The organism is Streptomyces sp. Tu 3180, assembly GCF_009852415.1.
In the GTDB taxonomy this organism is placed as follows: domain Bacteria; phylum Actinomycetota; class Actinomycetes; order Streptomycetales; family Streptomycetaceae; genus Streptomyces.
The window spans coordinates 7428971-7445550 of the sequence record NZ_WOXS01000002.1; the positions used below are offsets into that span (position 1 = coordinate 7428971).

16 protein-coding genes are annotated in these 16580 nt (G+C 73.1%); 6 read left to right on the plus strand and 10 right to left on the minus strand.

All coding sequences use genetic code 11. The features are described 5' to 3' along the window. Window positions 1-24 precede the first annotated feature (24 nt). The 5 genes from GL259_RS33685 to GL259_RS33705 form a co-directional block, all read right to left on the minus strand. Window positions 25-1005 (minus strand): aldo/keto reductase, encoded by a 981-nt coding sequence (locus GL259_RS33685; RefSeq protein WP_159537044.1) that lies wholly within the window; start codon window positions 1003-1005, stop codon window positions 25-27. A gap of 55 nt (window positions 1006-1060) precedes the next feature. Further along, complete coding sequence (locus tag GL259_RS33690) at window positions 1061-2134, minus strand: SMP-30/gluconolactonase/LRE family protein (protein WP_159537045.1); 1074 nt, start codon at window positions 2132-2134, stop codon at window positions 1061-1063. A 150-nt stretch (window positions 2135-2284) separates the two neighbouring features. After that, complete coding sequence (locus GL259_RS33695; RefSeq protein WP_208026550.1) at window positions 2285-3121, minus strand: AfsR/SARP family transcriptional regulator; 837 nt, start codon at window positions 3119-3121, stop codon at window positions 2285-2287. Window positions 3122-3480: 359 nt separating this feature from the next. After that, a complete protein-coding gene (locus tag GL259_RS33700; RefSeq protein ID WP_159537049.1) occupies window positions 3481-5103 on the minus strand; it encodes an MFS transporter in 1623 nt (540 codons plus the stop codon). Window positions 5104-5209: 106 nt separating this feature from the next. Beyond that, window positions 5210-6493, minus strand: a complete 1284-nt coding sequence (locus tag GL259_RS33705) for an alpha/beta hydrolase (RefSeq protein ID WP_159537050.1) — start codon at window positions 6491-6493, stop codon at window positions 5210-5212. A 168-nt stretch (window positions 6494-6661) separates the two neighbouring features. Here GL259_RS33705 and GL259_RS33710 point away from each other — a divergent pair, with 168 nt between their 5' ends. Then, window positions 6662-7246, plus strand: a complete 585-nt coding sequence (locus GL259_RS33710) for a TetR family transcriptional regulator (RefSeq protein ID WP_243762469.1) — start codon at window positions 6662-6664, stop codon at window positions 7244-7246. A gap of 220 nt (window positions 7247-7466) precedes the next feature. On the opposite strand, the gene GL259_RS33715 is transcribed toward GL259_RS33710, so the two are convergent. The 4 genes from GL259_RS33715 to GL259_RS33730 all read right to left on the minus strand — a co-directional run bounded on the left by GL259_RS33715 (window position 7467) and on the right by GL259_RS33730 (window position 10467). Next, the gene (locus GL259_RS33715; RefSeq protein ID WP_208026551.1) at window positions 7467-7931 is read right to left on the minus strand and encodes an ester cyclase; all 465 of its coding nucleotides are present in this window, start codon (window positions 7929-7931) and stop codon (window positions 7467-7469) included. 89 nt (window positions 7932-8020) lie between these two features. Next, window positions 8021-8725, minus strand: a complete 705-nt coding sequence (gene fabG / locus GL259_RS33720; RefSeq protein WP_159537052.1) for a 3-oxoacyl-ACP reductase FabG — start codon at window positions 8723-8725, stop codon at window positions 8021-8023. Between the two features lie 60 nt (window positions 8726-8785). Further along, the gene (locus GL259_RS33725; protein ID WP_159537053.1) at window positions 8786-9442 is read right to left on the minus strand and encodes an HAD-IA family hydrolase; all 657 of its coding nucleotides are present in this window, start codon (window positions 9440-9442) and stop codon (window positions 8786-8788) included. Continuing rightward, window positions 9439-10467: an AfsA-related hotdog domain-containing protein gene (locus GL259_RS33730; RefSeq protein ID WP_159537054.1), complete on the minus strand. Its 1029-nt coding sequence runs from the start codon at window positions 10465-10467 to the stop codon at window positions 9439-9441. Before GL259_RS33730 ends, GL259_RS33725 begins: the two co-directional genes overlap by 4 nt. Before the next feature lie 203 nt (window positions 10468-10670). On the opposite strand from GL259_RS33730, the gene GL259_RS33735 reads away from it, so the two are divergent. Continuing rightward, a complete protein-coding gene (locus GL259_RS33735) occupies window positions 10671-12227 on the plus strand; it encodes an acyl-CoA carboxylase subunit beta (protein ID WP_243762470.1) in 1557 nt (518 codons plus the stop codon). An 11-nt stretch (window positions 12228-12238) separates the two neighbouring features. Then, window positions 12239-12451 (plus strand): acyl-CoA carboxylase subunit epsilon, encoded by a 213-nt coding sequence (locus GL259_RS33740; protein WP_159537055.1) that lies wholly within the window; start codon window positions 12239-12241, stop codon window positions 12449-12451. An 83-nt stretch (window positions 12452-12534) separates the two neighbouring features. Here the strand turns inward: GL259_RS33740 and GL259_RS33745 are convergent, their stop codons facing one another. Next, window positions 12535-13554 (minus strand): ketoacyl-ACP synthase III family protein, encoded by a 1020-nt coding sequence (locus tag GL259_RS33745; RefSeq protein ID WP_208026552.1) that lies wholly within the window; start codon window positions 13552-13554, stop codon window positions 12535-12537. Between the two features lie 298 nt (window positions 13555-13852). Here GL259_RS33745 and GL259_RS33750 point away from each other — a divergent pair, with 298 nt between their 5' ends. From GL259_RS33750 to GL259_RS39415, 3 genes are read left to right on the plus strand one after another with little or no spacing between them, the layout of a single operon-like run. Then, window positions 13853-14131, plus strand: a complete 279-nt coding sequence (locus tag GL259_RS33750) for an acyl carrier protein (RefSeq protein WP_159537057.1) — start codon at window positions 13853-13855, stop codon at window positions 14129-14131. After that, entirely contained in the window at window positions 14124-15347 is a 1224-nt protein-coding gene (locus GL259_RS33755; protein ID WP_159537058.1) for a beta-ketoacyl-[acyl-carrier-protein] synthase family protein, read from the plus strand. Before GL259_RS33750 ends, GL259_RS33755 begins: the two co-directional genes overlap by 8 nt. Next, the gene (locus tag GL259_RS39415) at window positions 15344-16528 is read left to right on the plus strand and encodes a beta-ketoacyl synthase N-terminal-like domain-containing protein (protein ID WP_159537059.1); all 1185 of its coding nucleotides are present in this window, start codon (window positions 15344-15346) and stop codon (window positions 16526-16528) included. The genes GL259_RS33755 and GL259_RS39415 overlap by 4 nt, the downstream gene beginning before the upstream one ends. The last annotated feature ends 52 nt before the right edge of the window (window positions 16529-16580 follow it).

Genomic DNA, 16580 nt, shown 5'->3' on the forward strand with positions numbered 1-16580 from the left:
TGTCTCCTGGTTGACGGACTTCGTTCAGATGTTGACGGTGGCCATGCGGGGCGGGTCGTACCGCTCACCCGCGACGGCCGCGGCCGGTACGGCCGCCTCGATCGCGGCCAGCTGTTCCCCGGTGAGCTCCAGCTCCAGCGCCCGGAGGTTCTCGTCGAGGTAGGCGCGCCGCTTGGTGCCCGGGATCGGCACGACGTCGGTGCCCCGGGCCAGCAGCCAGGCCAGGGACAGCTGGGCGGCCGTCACGCCGTGGTCCGCGGCCAGTTTCCGCAGCGCGTCCACGAGCGCGAGGTTGGCGTCCAGGTTCTCCCGGCGGAAGCGCGGCGACAGGTGCCGCACGTCGTGGGACGGCAGTGCGTCGGTGTCCGCGATGCGGCCGGTGAGCAGTCCGCGGCCCATCGGGCTGTAGGCCACCAGCCCGATGCCGAGTTCCCGCAGGGTGGGCAGCAGGGCGTCCTCGATGTCGCGGGTGAACAGCGAGTACTCGTACTGCCCCGCGGTGATCGGGTGGACGGCGTGTGCCCGGCGCACCGTGCCGGGGGCCGCCTCGGAGATGCCGAGGTGCCGCACCTTGCCCGCCGCGACCAGTTCGGACAGGGCGCCCCAGGTCTCCTCGACGGGCACCTTCGGGTCGACCCGGTGCTGGTAGTACAGGTCGATGTGGTCGACGCCCAGCCGCAGCAGCGAGGCGTCGCAGGCCGCCCGCACGTACTCGGGGCGGCCGTTGATGCCCTTGACCGTGCCGTCCGGCAGCCGCTCGACACCGAACTTGGTGGCGACGACGACCTCGTCCCGGCGGCCGGCCACGGCCCTGCCGACGAGGCGTTCGTTGGTGAACGGGCCGTACATGTCGGCGGTGTCCAGCAGCGTCACGCCGCTGTCCAGCGCGCGCCGGATCGTCGCCAGGGACTCCGTGTCGTCGGGCACGCCGTAGTGGTCGCTCATGCCCATGCAGCCGAGGCCGAGGGCGGAGACCTCCAGACCGGCGAGGAATCGGCGTTCCATGCGTTCTCTCCCGTGTTCCTGCGCAGTGGTTCCTTCCGGGGACGGCCGCCCGCGCTCAGTAGCGGCGCAGGACGAAGCCGTCCCGGGTCTGCGAGCCGCCGCTGCCGAACAGGACGTTCAGGTTGCTGCTGAGCACGTAGCCGCCGGACGGGGTGATGGCCACGGTCGTGGGTGCCGCCTCCGGCGACGCCTGGGCGCTGAGGGTGCGGCCGGTGCGCCACCCGTCGTCCGAGCGGAGCCGGAAGACCCCGTCGATGCCGGTGGAGCGGATGGTGTTCGTCGCCGCCCAGAGGGTGCCGTCCGGGGCGAGGGCCATGCCGTCCGCACCGGGGATCCGCTGCTCGAGGTCGACCTCGCGGAAGTCCCGGGGCCGGTCCAGCGGGATCCGGAAGATCGCCCCCGTGTCGTAGCGCACCACCAGCAGGTAGCCGTCGGGGTGGTACACGATGCCGTTCACACCGACGTTGGGCAGGCCGTTCTCGTCCGCGCCGGCGTCCAGCGCCGGGTCGTACAGGAACGTCGACTTCTGGCCCGACGGCGTGACCTTGAAGATGTGGCCGGAGAAGGAGTCCGTGACGTAGGCGTTGCCGCGGGGGTCCAGGGCGATGTCGTTGGCGAGGTGCAGACCGGGCGCCTCGCCGAGGTCGATGCGCTTGTGCAGCTTCCCGGTCCGCAGGTCGTAGACGGCCAGCCCCGCGTGGCGTCCGCGGGTCTCGGGGGTGGAGCCGACGCTGAGCAGGGCGTCCGGGCCCGCGTAGACGTCGTCGTAGGTGACGAGGAGACGGTTGCGGGGCACGTCGACGCGGATCGCGCCGGTCGCTATCAGCTCGGGGTCGTCGATCAGCGTGCGGGGCGTGCCGTCGGCGCCGACCACGGACACGGTGCCGTAGCGCAGGGAACCGATGAGGAAGGCGGAGCGCGTCGGGTCCCACGTGACGCCCTCGGGGTGGATGGCCGTGCCCGAGCCGCTGATCACGGACGGCAGCGCCGCGTCGGCCGCGGCCGGTCCGGTGCCGTCCGCGCCGGCCGCGACGGGCGCGGCGAGTGCCGTGGAGGGCAGCAGGGCGGTGGAGAGGACGAGGGCGGCGGGCAGGAGCGCCCGGTGCACGCGCCGCAGTCCGTTGATCATGGGAGTGCCTTTCCGGTAGCGGGGTCGATGGGACGGTGTGGGGTGACCCGGGTGAATGGCGTCCGCTTCGCGTCCAGGAATTCCCCGGCGGAGGGCGGGGCGGCGGGAATGCGGGAAATCACCCGGGTGAGGCGGGCCGGGGGCCGGGAGTCAGGATGCGCGGTGCATTTCTCCGGCGAACAGCCGGTCCGCGGCGGCGACCGGGGAACGGACGAAACAGCGATTCCCCGCCTTGTCCGACAGTATCGCCTGGTACAGCGTCTGGAGTTCCAGTGAGGGGTCGAGTCCGAGTTCTTCCCTCAGCAGGCTCCGCATGTCGTGATAGGCGTGCAGGGCGTCGCCCCGCCGACCGCTGCGGTAAAGCGCCGTGATGAGCTGCCCGTGCAGCCATTCGTCGAGCGGGTGGCAGGCGACCAGCCTTTTCAGTTCGGCGGAGATCTGGCAGTGCAGGCCCATGCGCATATCGGCGTCTATGCGCAGCTGGAGGGTCCGCATGCGCAGCTCCTCGAGGTGCCGCACGTGCTGGGTGAGCACCGGACCGCTGGCCACGTCGGCCAGCGGATCGCCGCGCCACAGGGCCAGGGCCTGTCTGACCAGGCGTGAACCCTCCGCCAGGTCACCGCGGTTGAGCAGCGCCTCGCCCTGGCGGGCCAGTCGCTGGAAGTTCTCCGCGTCCACCTGCTCCGGCAGCGCCCGCAGGATGTAGCCGGTCGACCAGGTCTCGATCGGGTCGTGCGCCGTTCGCTCGCCGAGCGCCTCGCGCAGGATTTTTCTCAGGTGGTACACATGCGTTCTCACCGTGGAGAGTGCCGTCTTCGGAGGTTCCTTGCCCCACAGTTCGTCCACCAGTGTGCCGTGTGACACCACCGCTCCCGGCTGGAGCACCAGAAGGCTCAGCAGTTGACGGACTTTCGGGCCCCGCGGAACGGTGATGGTCTCAGTATTCCAGGTGAGGGCCAGCGGGCCGAGAATATTGAACCGAAGCACTGGGATCCTTGAGTTCGCGCTCACTCCAACAACCTTTCGACAAAAGGCTCACACACGTGAAGAGTGCTTTCAAGGGAGTACAACGAAGGTTGATCCCACCCCCGGCTCTTCACCATTGCTTTTCCGGGGCGCCGGTGTGTGAATTCCGCCACGCCGGTGCGGGCGCAACGCTGTGCACGCGGAAAGGGAGCGAAATCCGCGGGAGCGAGCGCGTTCGCCGCCCGGGCGCCGGGCACCGGGCGGCGAACGAGTGGGGGAGGGCCGGCCTCGCCGGTGGCGCCGGCCCTCGGACGGTGCGGCCGGCCGCCGGACGGAGCGTCGGGCCGCCGGCGGTGGCGCCGGCCGTCGGGGTCCGGCCGTCAGACGGTGGCGTCCGTCCTCGGCGCGGCCGGGGCTTCGCCGCGTTCCGCGGCCGGGGCCCCGGCGCGCTCGCCCTCCGCCGTGTCCCGACCGGCGTCGTCCGGCCGGTCGGTGAGGATGCGGTGCAGCACCACGGCGCTGACGACGCAGATGGCGGCGGCGCACCACAGCACGATCCGGAAGCCCTCGGTGTACCCGGTGCGCAGGAAGTCCGCGAACTCGCTGCGCAGACCGGTGGCCACCTCCCCGACCGGGCCGTCGACGTCGCCGCTGGCCACGCTGTCGGCGACCTCGCGGGTGCGCAGGCCGGCCTCGGTCGCGAAGCGGGCCAGCCCGTCGGAGATCCGGCTCTGGACGAGGGAGACGAGCGCGGCCACCATGCCCGCCACGGCGACGGCTTCGCTGGCGAGCCGGATGGTGTTGAACATGCCGCTGGCCATGCCGACCTTGGTGGGCGGGACGGTGCTGACCGCCGCGCCGTCCATCAAGCCGTAGATGAGGCCGATGCCGATGCCGACCACCAGCAGCGGACCGGCCAGGCCGAGCAGGCCGATGCCCGGGTGGACCACCGTCAGCCAGGCGCAGCCGGCGGCCACCAGCACCAGGCTGGAGCTGAGGATGCTGCGCATGCCGACCCCGGCCTGCGCCAGGCGCCCGGCGATCAGCGGGAAGACCAGCACCGGAACGGTCAGCAGCAGCATGGTCAGGCCCGCCTCGCCGTCGCTCTGCCCGTTGGCACCGACGAGGTAGGAGGGCAGCAGGACCATCAGGCCGACGAAGCCGAAGGAGACCGCGGTGGCGAGCAGGTTGACGGCCATGAAGCGCGGTTCCCGGAACAGGCTCAGGTCGAACATCGGCATCCGCTGGCGCCGCTCCACCGCGACGAAGGCGGCCAGGAACACCACGCAGCCGAGGAAGAGCCCCAGCACCTGCGGGCTGCCCCAGCCCCACTGCGGGCCCTCGATGACGCCGAGGGTGAAGAGGAACAGGCCGACGGTGAAGGTGATCGTGCCGGGCCAGTCCACGGAGTTGGCCTCCGGGTCCTTGGACTCCTGCACCAGGCGGAAGCCGAGCAGGGACAGCGCCGTGATGGCGACGTGGATCCAGAACACCGAACGCCAGCCGAGCGCCGACGCGAGCAGGCCGGAGGTCGTCGGACCGAGCGCGAGGCCCGCGCCGATGGTGACCCCGACGTAGGCGAACGCCTTGGTCCGGGCGGCGCCCTCGTACATGTTCGCCATCACCGACACGCCGGCGGTCATGATGCAGGCCGCGGCCACACCCGAGACACCGCGTGCCACGTCGAGGACGACGACGTGCGGAGCGAGCGCGCCGACCAGCGACGAGACGCCGTACAGGGCGACACCGAAGGCGAAGACCCGCTTGCGGCCGATGCGGTCGGCGATGGAGCCCGCGGCCATCATGCAGCTGGCGGCCATCACGTTGTAGGAGTTGACCACCCACTGGAGGGGGACGACGCCGGCGTCCAGGTCGCGGCCGATCGCCGGCAGCGCGACCGGAGGGCTGCTGAGGCCGTAGGGAACGATGAAGACGGCCAGGCACAGGGCGAAGAGGGTGAGTCCGGCCCGTGGAGGTGCTTCACGGGCGGTGACGGCAGTCATCGGACTGCTGCTCCTTCCGAGGTGAGATCCGAGGTGAGGTCCGGGGTGGGTTCCGCCGGGCGGCGGAGCCGCGGGGACGGCCCCGCCGCCCGGGCGCGCGTGCCGGTCAGCGGTCGCGTGCCGGGAGGTTGCGCAGCCACTGCGACAGGGTCTGGAGGAAGCGGTTGTCCTCCCAGCGGGCGTACACCACGTCCTGGTGGGTCAGCGCCGTGTCGGAGTACAGCGCCAGTTCGGGGATCCGGCTGCCGGCGGCGACCGAGGCGGCTGCCTGCCCGGTGGTGCCGTTGGTCAGACCCGACTGGAAGGCGTACAGCGGGATGTCGAGGCCGGCGGTGTGGGTCAGCCGCAGGCCGAGCCGCCGGGTGACGTCCGTCTCGGTGAAGGGCAGGGCTGCGACGTAGTCGAGCAGCACCCGGTTGAGCGTGTACCACAGCCAGGCGCCGGGCCGCGGGCCGGCGAACGCCTCGGCGATCGTGGCCAGGCGGGTGGGGCCGCCGTCGCTCCAGACGCCGCTGTCCTCCAGCGTGCCGGCCCTCACCGAGAACGAGGGGTGGGCGCGCTCGGCGTCGAACAGCCAGCCCAGCAGGCCCGCGTTGGTCAGCTTGCGGTCGGTGCGGACCGCTTCGGGCAGCCGGTCGGCCAGCACGGCCGGGGCCTGCGGATCCGCCAGGGCGTGCTGGGCCGCCAGCTGGAACCAGACGGCGGCGTCCTCGGGCCGGGTGCCCAGACCGACCGTGGTGCTGGTGAAGTCCTCGAAGACCGCGCCCTGTTCGATCTGCGCGAGCCAGCCCTCGGCGGCGGCCAGCGGCAGGTCGAACTCCATGCCGGCGCCCGCGTAGGCGTTGTGCACACCGCCGTCGACGACGACCAGGCCCGCCAGGTCGCGGTGGCCGGGGGCGCCGTCGAAGTCCCAGGCGGCGTACGACAGCGCGGCGGTCGCGCCCACGGACACACCGCCGAGGACGACCTCCCGCCGCCCGCCGTCCGAGGCGGCCCGGACCACGCGGCGCAGGTCCTCCACGAGCACGCCGAGGCCCCACTGCGCCGCGTACAGGTGGTCCTTGGACTCGCAGGCCCGGTACCGGCCGCCCAGGTAGTACTCGGTGGCCTCCTCGGGGCTGCGGGAGAAGCCGGAGAGGTCCGCGAGGTTCTGCTCACGGCGGTCGACCGCCCACACCTGGAGGTCGTCGTCGGCCTTGGCCAGGCAGCGCGCGGTGTGCTTGAAGACCGCGGCGCCGCCCTCGCGGCCGCCCACCAGCACGAGCACGCGCCGGGCGTCGGGGCGGCCGATCCTGAGGACGCCGATTTTCTGCAGCTCCGCGGGGCCGCTCGCGGTGACCCCGTCGTGAAACTCGTACGTCTCCATCCAGTCCTGCTGGTCGTGCGACACGAGATTCACACTCCTTGTTGGTTGCAACTCCGTCGCTAGTCGACACATGACTGTAGTCGAAACTCGCGAAGATGCAACACGATGTTGCAACTATTCACGTACCTGCTACTCGGGTGTAGGTTGGTAGAGTCAGCAGAACGCCGAGAGCAGGGCAGAAAGGCGGGCACCGTGCCGGACACCACCAAAGAACGGCCGCTGCGTGCGGACTCCGAACGCACGGTCCGGCTGATCCTGGAGACCGCGGAGCGCGTGCTGAGCGAGGATCCCGCCGCGAGCCTGGCCCAGATCGCGGCCGCCGCGGGCGTGGCCCGCACCACCGTGCACCGGCGGTTCCTCTCGCGCGAGGCCCTGCTCGACGCGATGGCCTCGCACGCCTTCCGGCAGGTCGAGGAGGCCATCGACGCGGGGCGGCCGGAGACCGCGCCGCCGATGGTGGCGCTCCACCAGGTCACCGCGAACGTGATCGAGGCCAAGAGCAGCTGGCGGTTCGCCGTCCACCAGCCCCAGCTGCGCGACCCCGAGGCCGTCGCCGCGCACGACCGCATCTTCGCCAAGGGCATGAAGCTGCTGGAACGGGCCCGGGACGCGGAGCTGCTGCGTCCCGGTGCGGACCTGGTGTGGGCGCAGCGCGTCTACCACGCGCTGATCGAGCAGGCGATCCAGGAGCGTGCGGCCAGCGCCATCGACCCGGACGCGCTCGCCGCGGCCGTCGTGGACACGCTGCTGAGCGGCGTGGGGCCGCTGAAGCGGTGAGCGGGCCGCCCCCGCCGCCGTCCGGGCGGCGGGGGCGGCGGGGCGTCGGGGGAGGGGCAGGGTGCGGGCCGGTCCGCGGCGTCCGGGAACCCGGAGTACCCGGCCGCACCCGGTGTGCGGGATCCGGTGCACCCGGCACGCGGGAACGCCGTGCGGGCGGCACCGATCCGGTGCCGCCCACACGTTCGAGGGGGGAGACGGAGAGGGAGGACGTCCCGGGTCAGGCGCGCGGCGCCGGCTTGGGCGCGCCCTCCAGCGGCTTGTCCCACGCGCCGAGCTGACGCATCAGCTCCAGGTCGTCCCGGACCGCCCAGTGCTCGACGACCTTGCCGTCGGCGATCCGGTAGAGGTGGATGTGCTGGACCCGGACCCGCTTGCCGGTCGCGGGGATCCCCATGAAGTCCTTGACCTGCCGGCCCGTGAAGATCACCCGCAGCGCCGCCTTGTCGCCCTTGGCGAACGAGTCGACGATCTCCCAGCGGGCGTCCTCCCAGACGCTGCGCATCCACCGGGCGGTGTTGGCGTACGCCTCCGGGCCGCGCGGCGCCCCCTCCGGGGCCTCCCAGTCGACGAAGTCCTCGGCCACGAGCCGGTGCGCGGCCTCCTCGTCCCCGTCGTTGAAGATCAGCCCCATGTCCACGGCGATCTGCCGGACGTCCTCATCCGTCAGGGCGTGGGTCGTCACGATCTGCTCCTCTCGTTTCGTCGGTCAGGTGTGCGGTGATGCGATGGCCATGTGGTTCGTGTGCGGTGCGCGGTGTGCGTACCGGGGCGCTACTGGCCCATGGCGAGACCGCCCCCGACGGGAACGGCGGCCCCGGTGACGTACGAGGCGCCGTCGCTCGCGAGGAAGCGGACGACCTCGGCGACCTCCTCGGGGGTGCCGGTGCGGCGCAGCGGGGTCTGGCTGAGCAGTTGGTCCCGCCGCTTGTCGGTGACGTCGCGGATCATGTCGGTCTCGATGAGGCCGGGGGTGACCATGTTGACGGTGATGCCGCGCGACCCCAGCTCCCAGGCGAGCGAGCGGGTCAGCCCCAGCAATCCGGCCTTGGACGCGGCGTAGTTGGTCTGGCCGGGCGAGCCGAGGAAACCCATCACGGACGACATGAAGACGATCCGGCCCCGCCGGGCGCCGATCATCGACCGGGCGACCAGGCGGGCCATGCGGAACGCCCCCACCAGGTTGGTCTGCAGCACGTCCTCGAAGTCGTCGTCCCGCATCGCCGGGGCCAGTCCGTCCCGGGTGATGCCGGCGTTGGCGACGAGCACCTCGACGGGGCCGTACTGGGCTTCGACCTCGGACACGGCGCGCTCGGCGGAGTCGCGGTCGGTCACGTCGCAGCGCACGGCGAAGAGCCCTTCGGGCGGTTCCCCGGTGCGGTGGGTGACGGCGACCTTGTCGCCGTCCGCGCTGAACGCGCGCGCCACGGCGAGCCCGATCCCCCGGTTCCCGCCGGTGATCAGAACGGTTCTCGACACGATGGTCTCCTGTGGTCGGGACACATGGTGGAAGGCGGTCTGCCGCAGCGGTCCGCCGGTTCAGACACCGGAGGGCAGGGCCAGCAGCGGACGCAACCGGGCCGCCGCCTGCTCGGCGTCGGTGAAGTGCACGGCCCGCCAGCCGGCCGCCTCGGCGCCCGCGCAGTTGGCCGCGGAGTCGTCGACCAGCACACAGGCCTCCGCGGGCACCCCCGCGGCCTCCGCGGCGATCTCGAAGATCCGCCGCTCGGGTTTGCGGGAGCCGACCTCGAACGACAGGACCAACGCGTCGAAGAGGCCGTCCGGTTCGATCATGCGGCGCCACTGCCGGTCCCAGGCCGGCGGCATGTTCGACAGCATGCCGACGAACAGGCCCCCGTCGTGCAGCTCGCGCAGGAAGCGCAGCCACGCGTCGTTGGTCCGCCGCCCCCGGAACCACCGCTCGCCGAAGCCGGACAGGTCGGCCTCCACCCCGGTGTCCCGGGCGAGTTCGGCCGCCATGCGGCGGGCCCACTCCTCCTCACTGATCAGCGGAGTGTCCAGCGGGGCCATGACGTCCCCGCCGAAGGGCCGGGCCACCTCGGCCATCGCCCGGCGGAACGCCGCGGCGGGCAGCCCCTCCCGGGCACAGAAGTCCTCCAGGTCACGGTCGACGGGCGGGGTCAGTACGCCCCCGAAGTCGCTCCAGACCGCCCGTACGGCGGACGTCGCGGTCATGCCCCCTCCTCGCCGGCCGCGGGGCCGAAGTCCAGCTCCGTCTCGGCCACCGTCGCCCCGTTCTGCCGGAACTCCACGAGCAGACCGCACGGCGGCGTCGGGGAACCGGCGCCGGGCCGGGCCGCGCGGGCCGTGGCCGTGACGGAGCTGTCCAGTTCGACGAAGCGCGTGAAGCGCGCCGTGCACGCGGTCACGGGCGCGGTGACGGGCACGTCCGCCAGATGGGCCAGCTGCCGCGCCGCCTCCACCAGCACCATGGCCGGGATGTGGTCGTAGGAGTGGTCGAACAGGCTGCGGTTCTCCCACCGCGGCTCGACCGGCGCGGACACGGCGCCGCCCTCGCGCACCGGCTCGCCCAGCACGACGTTGAGCGGATTGCGCCGCCCCACGGCGGCGGCGTCCGCGGGCCGGCCGGCCGCGGTGGTGTCCAGGTCCTCGGTGACCGGGGGAGTGGACCTGCGCTGGAGGAAGCGGAGCTTGCGGTAGTCCTCGCCCGCCGCGGTGCTGGTGTCGATGCCGATCCGCGCGGCCCGCCGTCCGGCCAGGCTCAGGGTCACGTCGAAGCGCACCCCCCGCAGCCGCCCGCCCTTGCCCTCGTCGCGCACGGCGCCGCCCTCGAGGACCAGTTCGCCGGGCCGGGTCCCGGCCGTGAGGGCGTCCTGGTCCGTGATGCGGACCGAGAAGCCGTTGACGAGGAAGACGGTGTCCCGGGACACCCCGTAGTACAGGTGTCCGGCGGCGGTGCACGCCTGCCGGGCGGACTCCAGGAGGAGCAGGAAGTCGAACGCGGCCGGCCGGCGCAGGTGATCGCCGAAGTAGCCGTGCGACAGCGGAAGCTGTGCCCCCGCCAGGAATCCGTCGCCGTCGCGCCGCAGGTCGGTGACGAACACCTCGCTCACCGCGGCGCGGTGCACCAGCCGGCGGTCGACGGTGCGCACGAACTCCGGCGCGGCGTCGGCCGCCGCGGGCGGCGGTGGCGGATCCGGTGTCGCCGCCTCTTCGACGACTTCGGTGACTGTCGTCATGTCGGAACTCCTTGTGTTTCGGTGCCGACACGATGTTCCGGGGCGCACATGAAAGGCGCGTAAAGAAGACGTCGAACCAATGCCCCGGTGCCTGTTGCCGCCCGCGGGATCGGCAGCTTTTAACCGGCTTTCATCCACCCGCCACATGATGCGGCCCGTCACCTGGATCCGCTCGGGAAAAGAAAAGGGAGGGATGTCCGCCGATGACACAGACAGGAATGAGGGAGCGGACCGACGAACTGCTGCGCCTGCGGGAGAAGGTGCGCGGCGGGCCGGGCGAACGCGCGACCCGGGCGCAGCACGCCCGGGGGAAGCTGACCGTGCACGAGCGGCTGGAGGCCCTGTTCGACCAGGGGACCTTCGTCGAGATCGAGGGACTGAGGAGGCACCGCGCCACCGGCTTCGGGCTGGAGCTGCGCCGTCCGCACACCGACGGTGTCGTCACCGGCTGGGGCCGGGTGCACGGCCGCACGGTCTTCGCCTACGCGCACGACTTCCGCATCTTCGGCGGCTCGCTGGGGGAGTCCCACGCCGCGAAGATCCACAAGATCATGGACATGGCCGAGGCGGCGGGCGCCCCGCTGGTCAGCCTCAACGACGGCGCCGGCGCGCGGATCCAGGAGGGCGTCACCGCCCTGGCCGGCTACGGCGGCATCTTCCGCCGCAACGTCCGCGCCTCCGGAGTGATCCCGCAGATCAGCGTCATGCTCGGGCCGTGCGCGGGCGGGGCGACCTACTCGCCGGCGCTGACCGACTTCGTGTTCATGGTGCGCGGCATCTCCCAGATGTTCATCACCGGCCCCGACGTGGTGGAGACCGTCACCGGCGAGAAGGTCACCCATGAGGAGCTGGGCGGCGCGGACGTGCACGCCGCCCTGTCCGGCGCCGCCCACTTCGTCCACGACGACGAGGAGTCGTGCCTGGAGGACGTCCGCTACCTGCTCTCGCTGCTGCCCTCCAACAACCGCGAGCTGCCGCCGTCGGTGCCGGCGCCCCCCGTGGACGTCCTCGACGAGGACCTGCTCGACCTGGTGCCCGCCGACCCCAACCAGCCCTACGACATGCGGGCCGTCGTCGAGCGCCTCGTCGACGACGGGGAGCTGATGGAGGTGCACGAGCGGTGGGCGCCCAACCTGCTGTGCGCGCTCGCCCGCATCGACGGCCGCACCGTCGGCGTCCTCGCCAACCAGCCGCGGCACCTGGCCGGCGTGCTGGACGTGGACGCCTCCCAGAAGGGCGCCTCGTTCATCCAGCTCTGCGACGCGTTCAACATCCCGCTGCTGACGCTGGTGGACGTGCCGGGCTTCCTGCCGGGCACCTCGCAGGAGCACGGCGGCATCATCCGGCACGGGGCGAAGCTGCTGTACGCCTACTGCGCGGCCACCGTGCCACGGGTGCAGGTCATCCTGCGCAAGGCCTACGGCGGCGCGTACATCGTGATGGACTCGCGCTCCGTCGGGGCCGACCTGTCGTACGCCTGGCCCACCAACGAGATCGCCGTGATGGGCGCGGAGGGCGCGGTCAACGTCATCCACCGGCGGGAGGTGGCGGCCTCGGACGACCCCGAGACCACGCGCGGCATCCTGGCGCAGAAGTACCGGGAGGAACTGATGCACCCGTACTACGCGGCCGAACGCGGCCTCGTCGACGACGTGATCGACCCCCGGCGCACCCGGGCGGTGGTCGCCGAGGCGCTGCGGGCCCTGCGCACCAAGCAGGAGCACCTGGTGCCGCGCAAGCACGGCAACCCGCCGATGTGAGGGAGACCGCCGTGACCGAGCACCCCGCCCCCGAGTTCCGGATCGTCCGCGGCCGGCCGACGCCGGAGGAGATCGCCGCGACCGCCGCCGTCCTGTGCCTCCTGCTGCGCGGCGGCCCGCCGGACGGCACCGGGCCCGCGCCCGCCGGGCCCGCGCCCGCCGGGCCCGGCTGGCTGCGCCCCCTCCCGCACGTCCCGGCCGGCGCCTGGCGCACCGTGGGCTGAACACACCACAAGGGGCCCGCCCGGTCCTCGGGCGGGCCCCTTGTGGCCTTCGCTCGGTGGCGCGCGGCCCGCACGGCGGCCGCTCAGCGGCGCGCGGCCTCCACGACCGCGCAGGTCCAGGTGAACCCCGCGCCGGCGTTGAGCAGCACCGCGACCTCGCCGGGGCGCAGGGCCTCACGGCGCAGCAGGTCGTGCAGGCCGGCCGCCAGGTCACCGGTGCCCAGGTGACCGGTGTCCGTGCCCCAGTCGGCCGCGGGGGCGGGCAGCAGCCCGCCCAGGACCGGGATCCAGGCCGTGTCCAGCACCTTGGCGCCGAGCCGGGGCAGCACCACCAGACGGATCCGCGGATCGTCCGGGCGCACCCCGGCGTCCCGCAGCGCCCGCCGCAGGACGTGCCGGATCATGTCGCGGTTGATCTTGTGGAAGGCGTCCGTCCCGTGCTCCTTGAGGTACAGCCGCTTGGTGCGGCGCATGTCGACGACGGGGGAGGCGTCCCGGGGCAGCCGGGCGAAGGGGTCGGTGCCCCGGTGCATGCCCTCCAGCTGCGGCGCCGCGGCGCTGTGCAGCGAGCGCAGCAGGAGGAGGTCGGAGGCGGCGGCGGGCTGCCGCAGCAGCACCGCCGTCCCCGCGTCCCCGTACGCGGCGCCGTAGTCGCTGCGCCAGCGGTCGAAGCCCGGCGGGACGAACCGGTCCGCCGTGGTGACCAGGGCGTGCCGTACGCCGGTCTCCAGGGACATCCGCGCCACGGCCAGCTCCAGCGCGGCGGCTCCCCCGTTGCAGATCTGCCGCACGCCGACCGGCAGGGCGGCGTGCGCGCCCAGCTGGTCGGCGATGTAGTGGGGCGGGGACCACAGGTCGTGGCCCTGGTAGTACATCCAGGAGTGGCACAGCAGGGCCAGGTCGCCGGCGACCGCGTCCGACCGGCGCAGCGCCTCGGACGCGGCGTGCACCGCCATGTCGGGAGCCGACACGTCCTCGGCCACGGGCAGCTGGCGGTGCCCCAGGTCCCTCGCCACCCGCGCCTCCAGCCGGCCCTCGGTCACCGCGTCGGCGGCGACGTCGCGTCCGGGGGGAAGCCACAGGGCGACTGAGGTGATACCCACGGGTACGGGCGGTCTCATCGGTGCAAGCCCCTTCAAGTCGACAGCCGGACGCCACCGTCCTGGCAGCGGGCATTCTCTGGAAGGGAAGTCGACGGCGCATAAAACCCGGGTCGAAATAGACGGCACATAAAACCGGAATGGAATGCGGATCATATTCGCCGGATTCCTGTCGGCAGGCTCTCATTGCCGTGGCAGCATGCTGACCCGGGCCGGCGGAAATGACCGGTACCGCTTCCGGACCGCCGTCGCCCGCCGCATTCCGCATCGCACCCGTCCGCAGAGAAGGGAAACCACCACCATGTCCGACCTGACGTCGTCGCTCTCCTCCGAACTGCGCACCCGGGTCCGGGAGATCGTCGCGGACGTCCTGGAGGTCCCGGCCGACGAGCTCGTCGAGGACAAGAGCCTGGAGGACCTCGGCGCCGACTCCCTGATGGCCATCGAGATCTTCTCCCGCTTCGAGCGGCAGCTCGGTATCCGCATACCGCAGGAGGAGATGACCGAGCTGGAGGACCTGAGGGCCGCCTACGACCTGGTCGCCCGTCACCAGCCGTCCGCGGAGGCAGCGGGTGTCTGAGACGGCGACACACCGCGTCGTCGTGACCGGACTCGGCGCGGTGAGCAGCCTGGGCATCGGCGCCCGGCCGTTCATCGACTCCCTGCGGGCCGGCCGCAGCGGCATCTCGCCGATCCGGTCCTTCGACGCCTCCGGGTTCGACCACACCCAGGCCGGTGAGGTCCACGGCTTCGTGCCGGAGGAGCACCTGGAACGCCTCGACCCGCGACGCTGGGGCCGCAGCAGCCAGTTCGCCGCCGCGGCCGCCCGTCTCGCGGTGCGGGACGCCGGGTGGGACACGGCCGAGCTGTCCGCCCGCCGGGCGGGCAGTGCCATGGGCACCACCAACGGTGAGGCCCGCGTCTTCCAGGAACTGACCGAACAGTGGCTGGAGCGCGGCCCGGCCGGGACCGACCCCGGCCTGGTCGCGCAGGCACCGGCCGACCGCATCGCGGCGGCCGTCAACACCGAACTGCGGCTGCGGGGCGAGGCCCAGACGTTCGGCACCGCCTGCGCGGCGAGCAACTACGCCCTCGGATACGGCTTCGACCAGATCCGGGGCGGCTCCGCCGACGTGATGGTGGTGGGCGGCGCCGACGCGGTGAACCGCGCCACCCACGCCGGCTTCCACCGCCTGGGCGCGATCGCCCCCGACGCCTGCCGCCCGTTCGACGAGGCACGGGCCGGCATCCTCACCGGCGAGGGCGGCGTCGCACTGGTCCTGGAGTCCTGGGAGAGCGCGCGGGCGCGCGGGGCCCGCGTCTACGCCGAGGTGCTGGGCCACGCCCTCACCTGCGACGCCAAGCACCCGACGCAGCCGGACCGCGACGGCATCGCCGAGTGCATCCGCCGCGCCCAGCACAACGCCGGGGTCAAGCCGGACGAGATCGACTACATCTGTGCGCACGGCACCGGCACGCGGGCCAACGACACCACCGAAGTGGCCGCGGTCCGCGAGGTGTTCGGCGACCGCGTCCCTCCCATCAGCTCCATCAAGTCGATGCTGGGGCACACCATGGGGGCGGCCAGCGGCTTCGGCGCCCTCGCCTGCTGCGCGGCCCTCCACGAGGGCTTCCTGCCGCCCACCGCCACGGTCCGGACCCCGGATCCCGCGCTGGGGCCGGACCTGGACTGCGTCGCCGGCGAGGCCCGGCGGACGCGGCCCCGGATCGTGGAGAACCACGGCTTCGCCTTCGGCGGCAACAACGCCATCGTCATCCTGGGGAGGCCGCAATGACGGACACCGCACTGACGGGTGCCGTGACATCGGACGCCGTGGCGACGGACCGGGACCCGTCCACCGTCGTGACCGTCACCGGCTACGGGGTGCTCAGCCCGGCCGGTGTCGGCGGCAAGGCGCTCGGCGAGGCCCTGCGGACCGGGACGCTGCCGCCCCGGGAGCAGGGGACCGCCGAGCCCGCCGGTGCGCCGGCCGGCGAGCCGCTGCCGCCGCTGCGCCTGCTGCCGGTACCGGACTTCGACCCGCGCGAGCACCTCGGGCGCAAGGGCCTGAGCAGCCTCAGCCGCACGGCCGTGCTCGGCATGACCGCCTGCGAGCTGGCCCTGCGCGCCCTGCCGGAGCCCGTGCCCGAGGAGCAGCGGTCCACCACCGGGGTGGTCCTGGGCACCAGCGCCGGCAGCGCCCGCGCGATCGGCGAGTTCTTCCGCGACACCTACGAGCAGGAGCGGCCGTACCTGGTCAGCCCGGCGCTCTTCCCGGGCATCCTGCTCAACCACGCCGCCAGCCAGGTCGCGATGCGCCACGGGTTCACCGGCGTCAACGCCTCCCTGGCCGGCGGCCGGATCTCCGGCCTGTCGGCGCTGCGGTACGCGCGCAACGCCCTGCTCACCGGCCAGGCCACCCGCGTGCTGGCCGGCGCCATGGAGGAGCTGAGCCCGCAGACCGCCTGGGCGTGGCACCGGGCCGGAGCGCCCGCCGGGCACCCGGTCGGCGAGGGCGGCGCGGTGTTCGTCCTGGAACGCGGCACCGGCACCGGCCACGGGACGACGGCGGAACTGCTCGCGTGCGAGACCGGTTTCGCCCCGCCCGAGGACGGTCCCGGCGCGGTCGCCGAGGCGCTGGCCCGCTGTGTGACCGACGCCCTGACGGCCGGCGGCGCCGCGCCGGACGAGGTGGAGGTCGTGTCGGCCGGCGCCACCGCACTGCGGGGCTGGCCGGCGGTCGAGGCGCGGGGCCGCGGCCGTGCCCTGGACGGCTGCCGTCCCGTGGTGCTGCGGGCGCAGGACGTGCTGGGCGAGACCCACAGCGCGGGCGCGGCCCTTCAGCTGGCCGCCCTCCTCGGCTTCTGGGAGCAGGAGGCGGCGCCCGGACGGGCCCGCTGGGGTCTGGTGACGTCGGTCGGAGCGGACGGCTCGGTGGCGGCGGCGCTGCTGCGGCGACCGCCGACGGTCACCTGAGCGACGGGCCCCGGCCCGGCCGGCCGTACCGCCGCGGCGACGACCGTGGCGG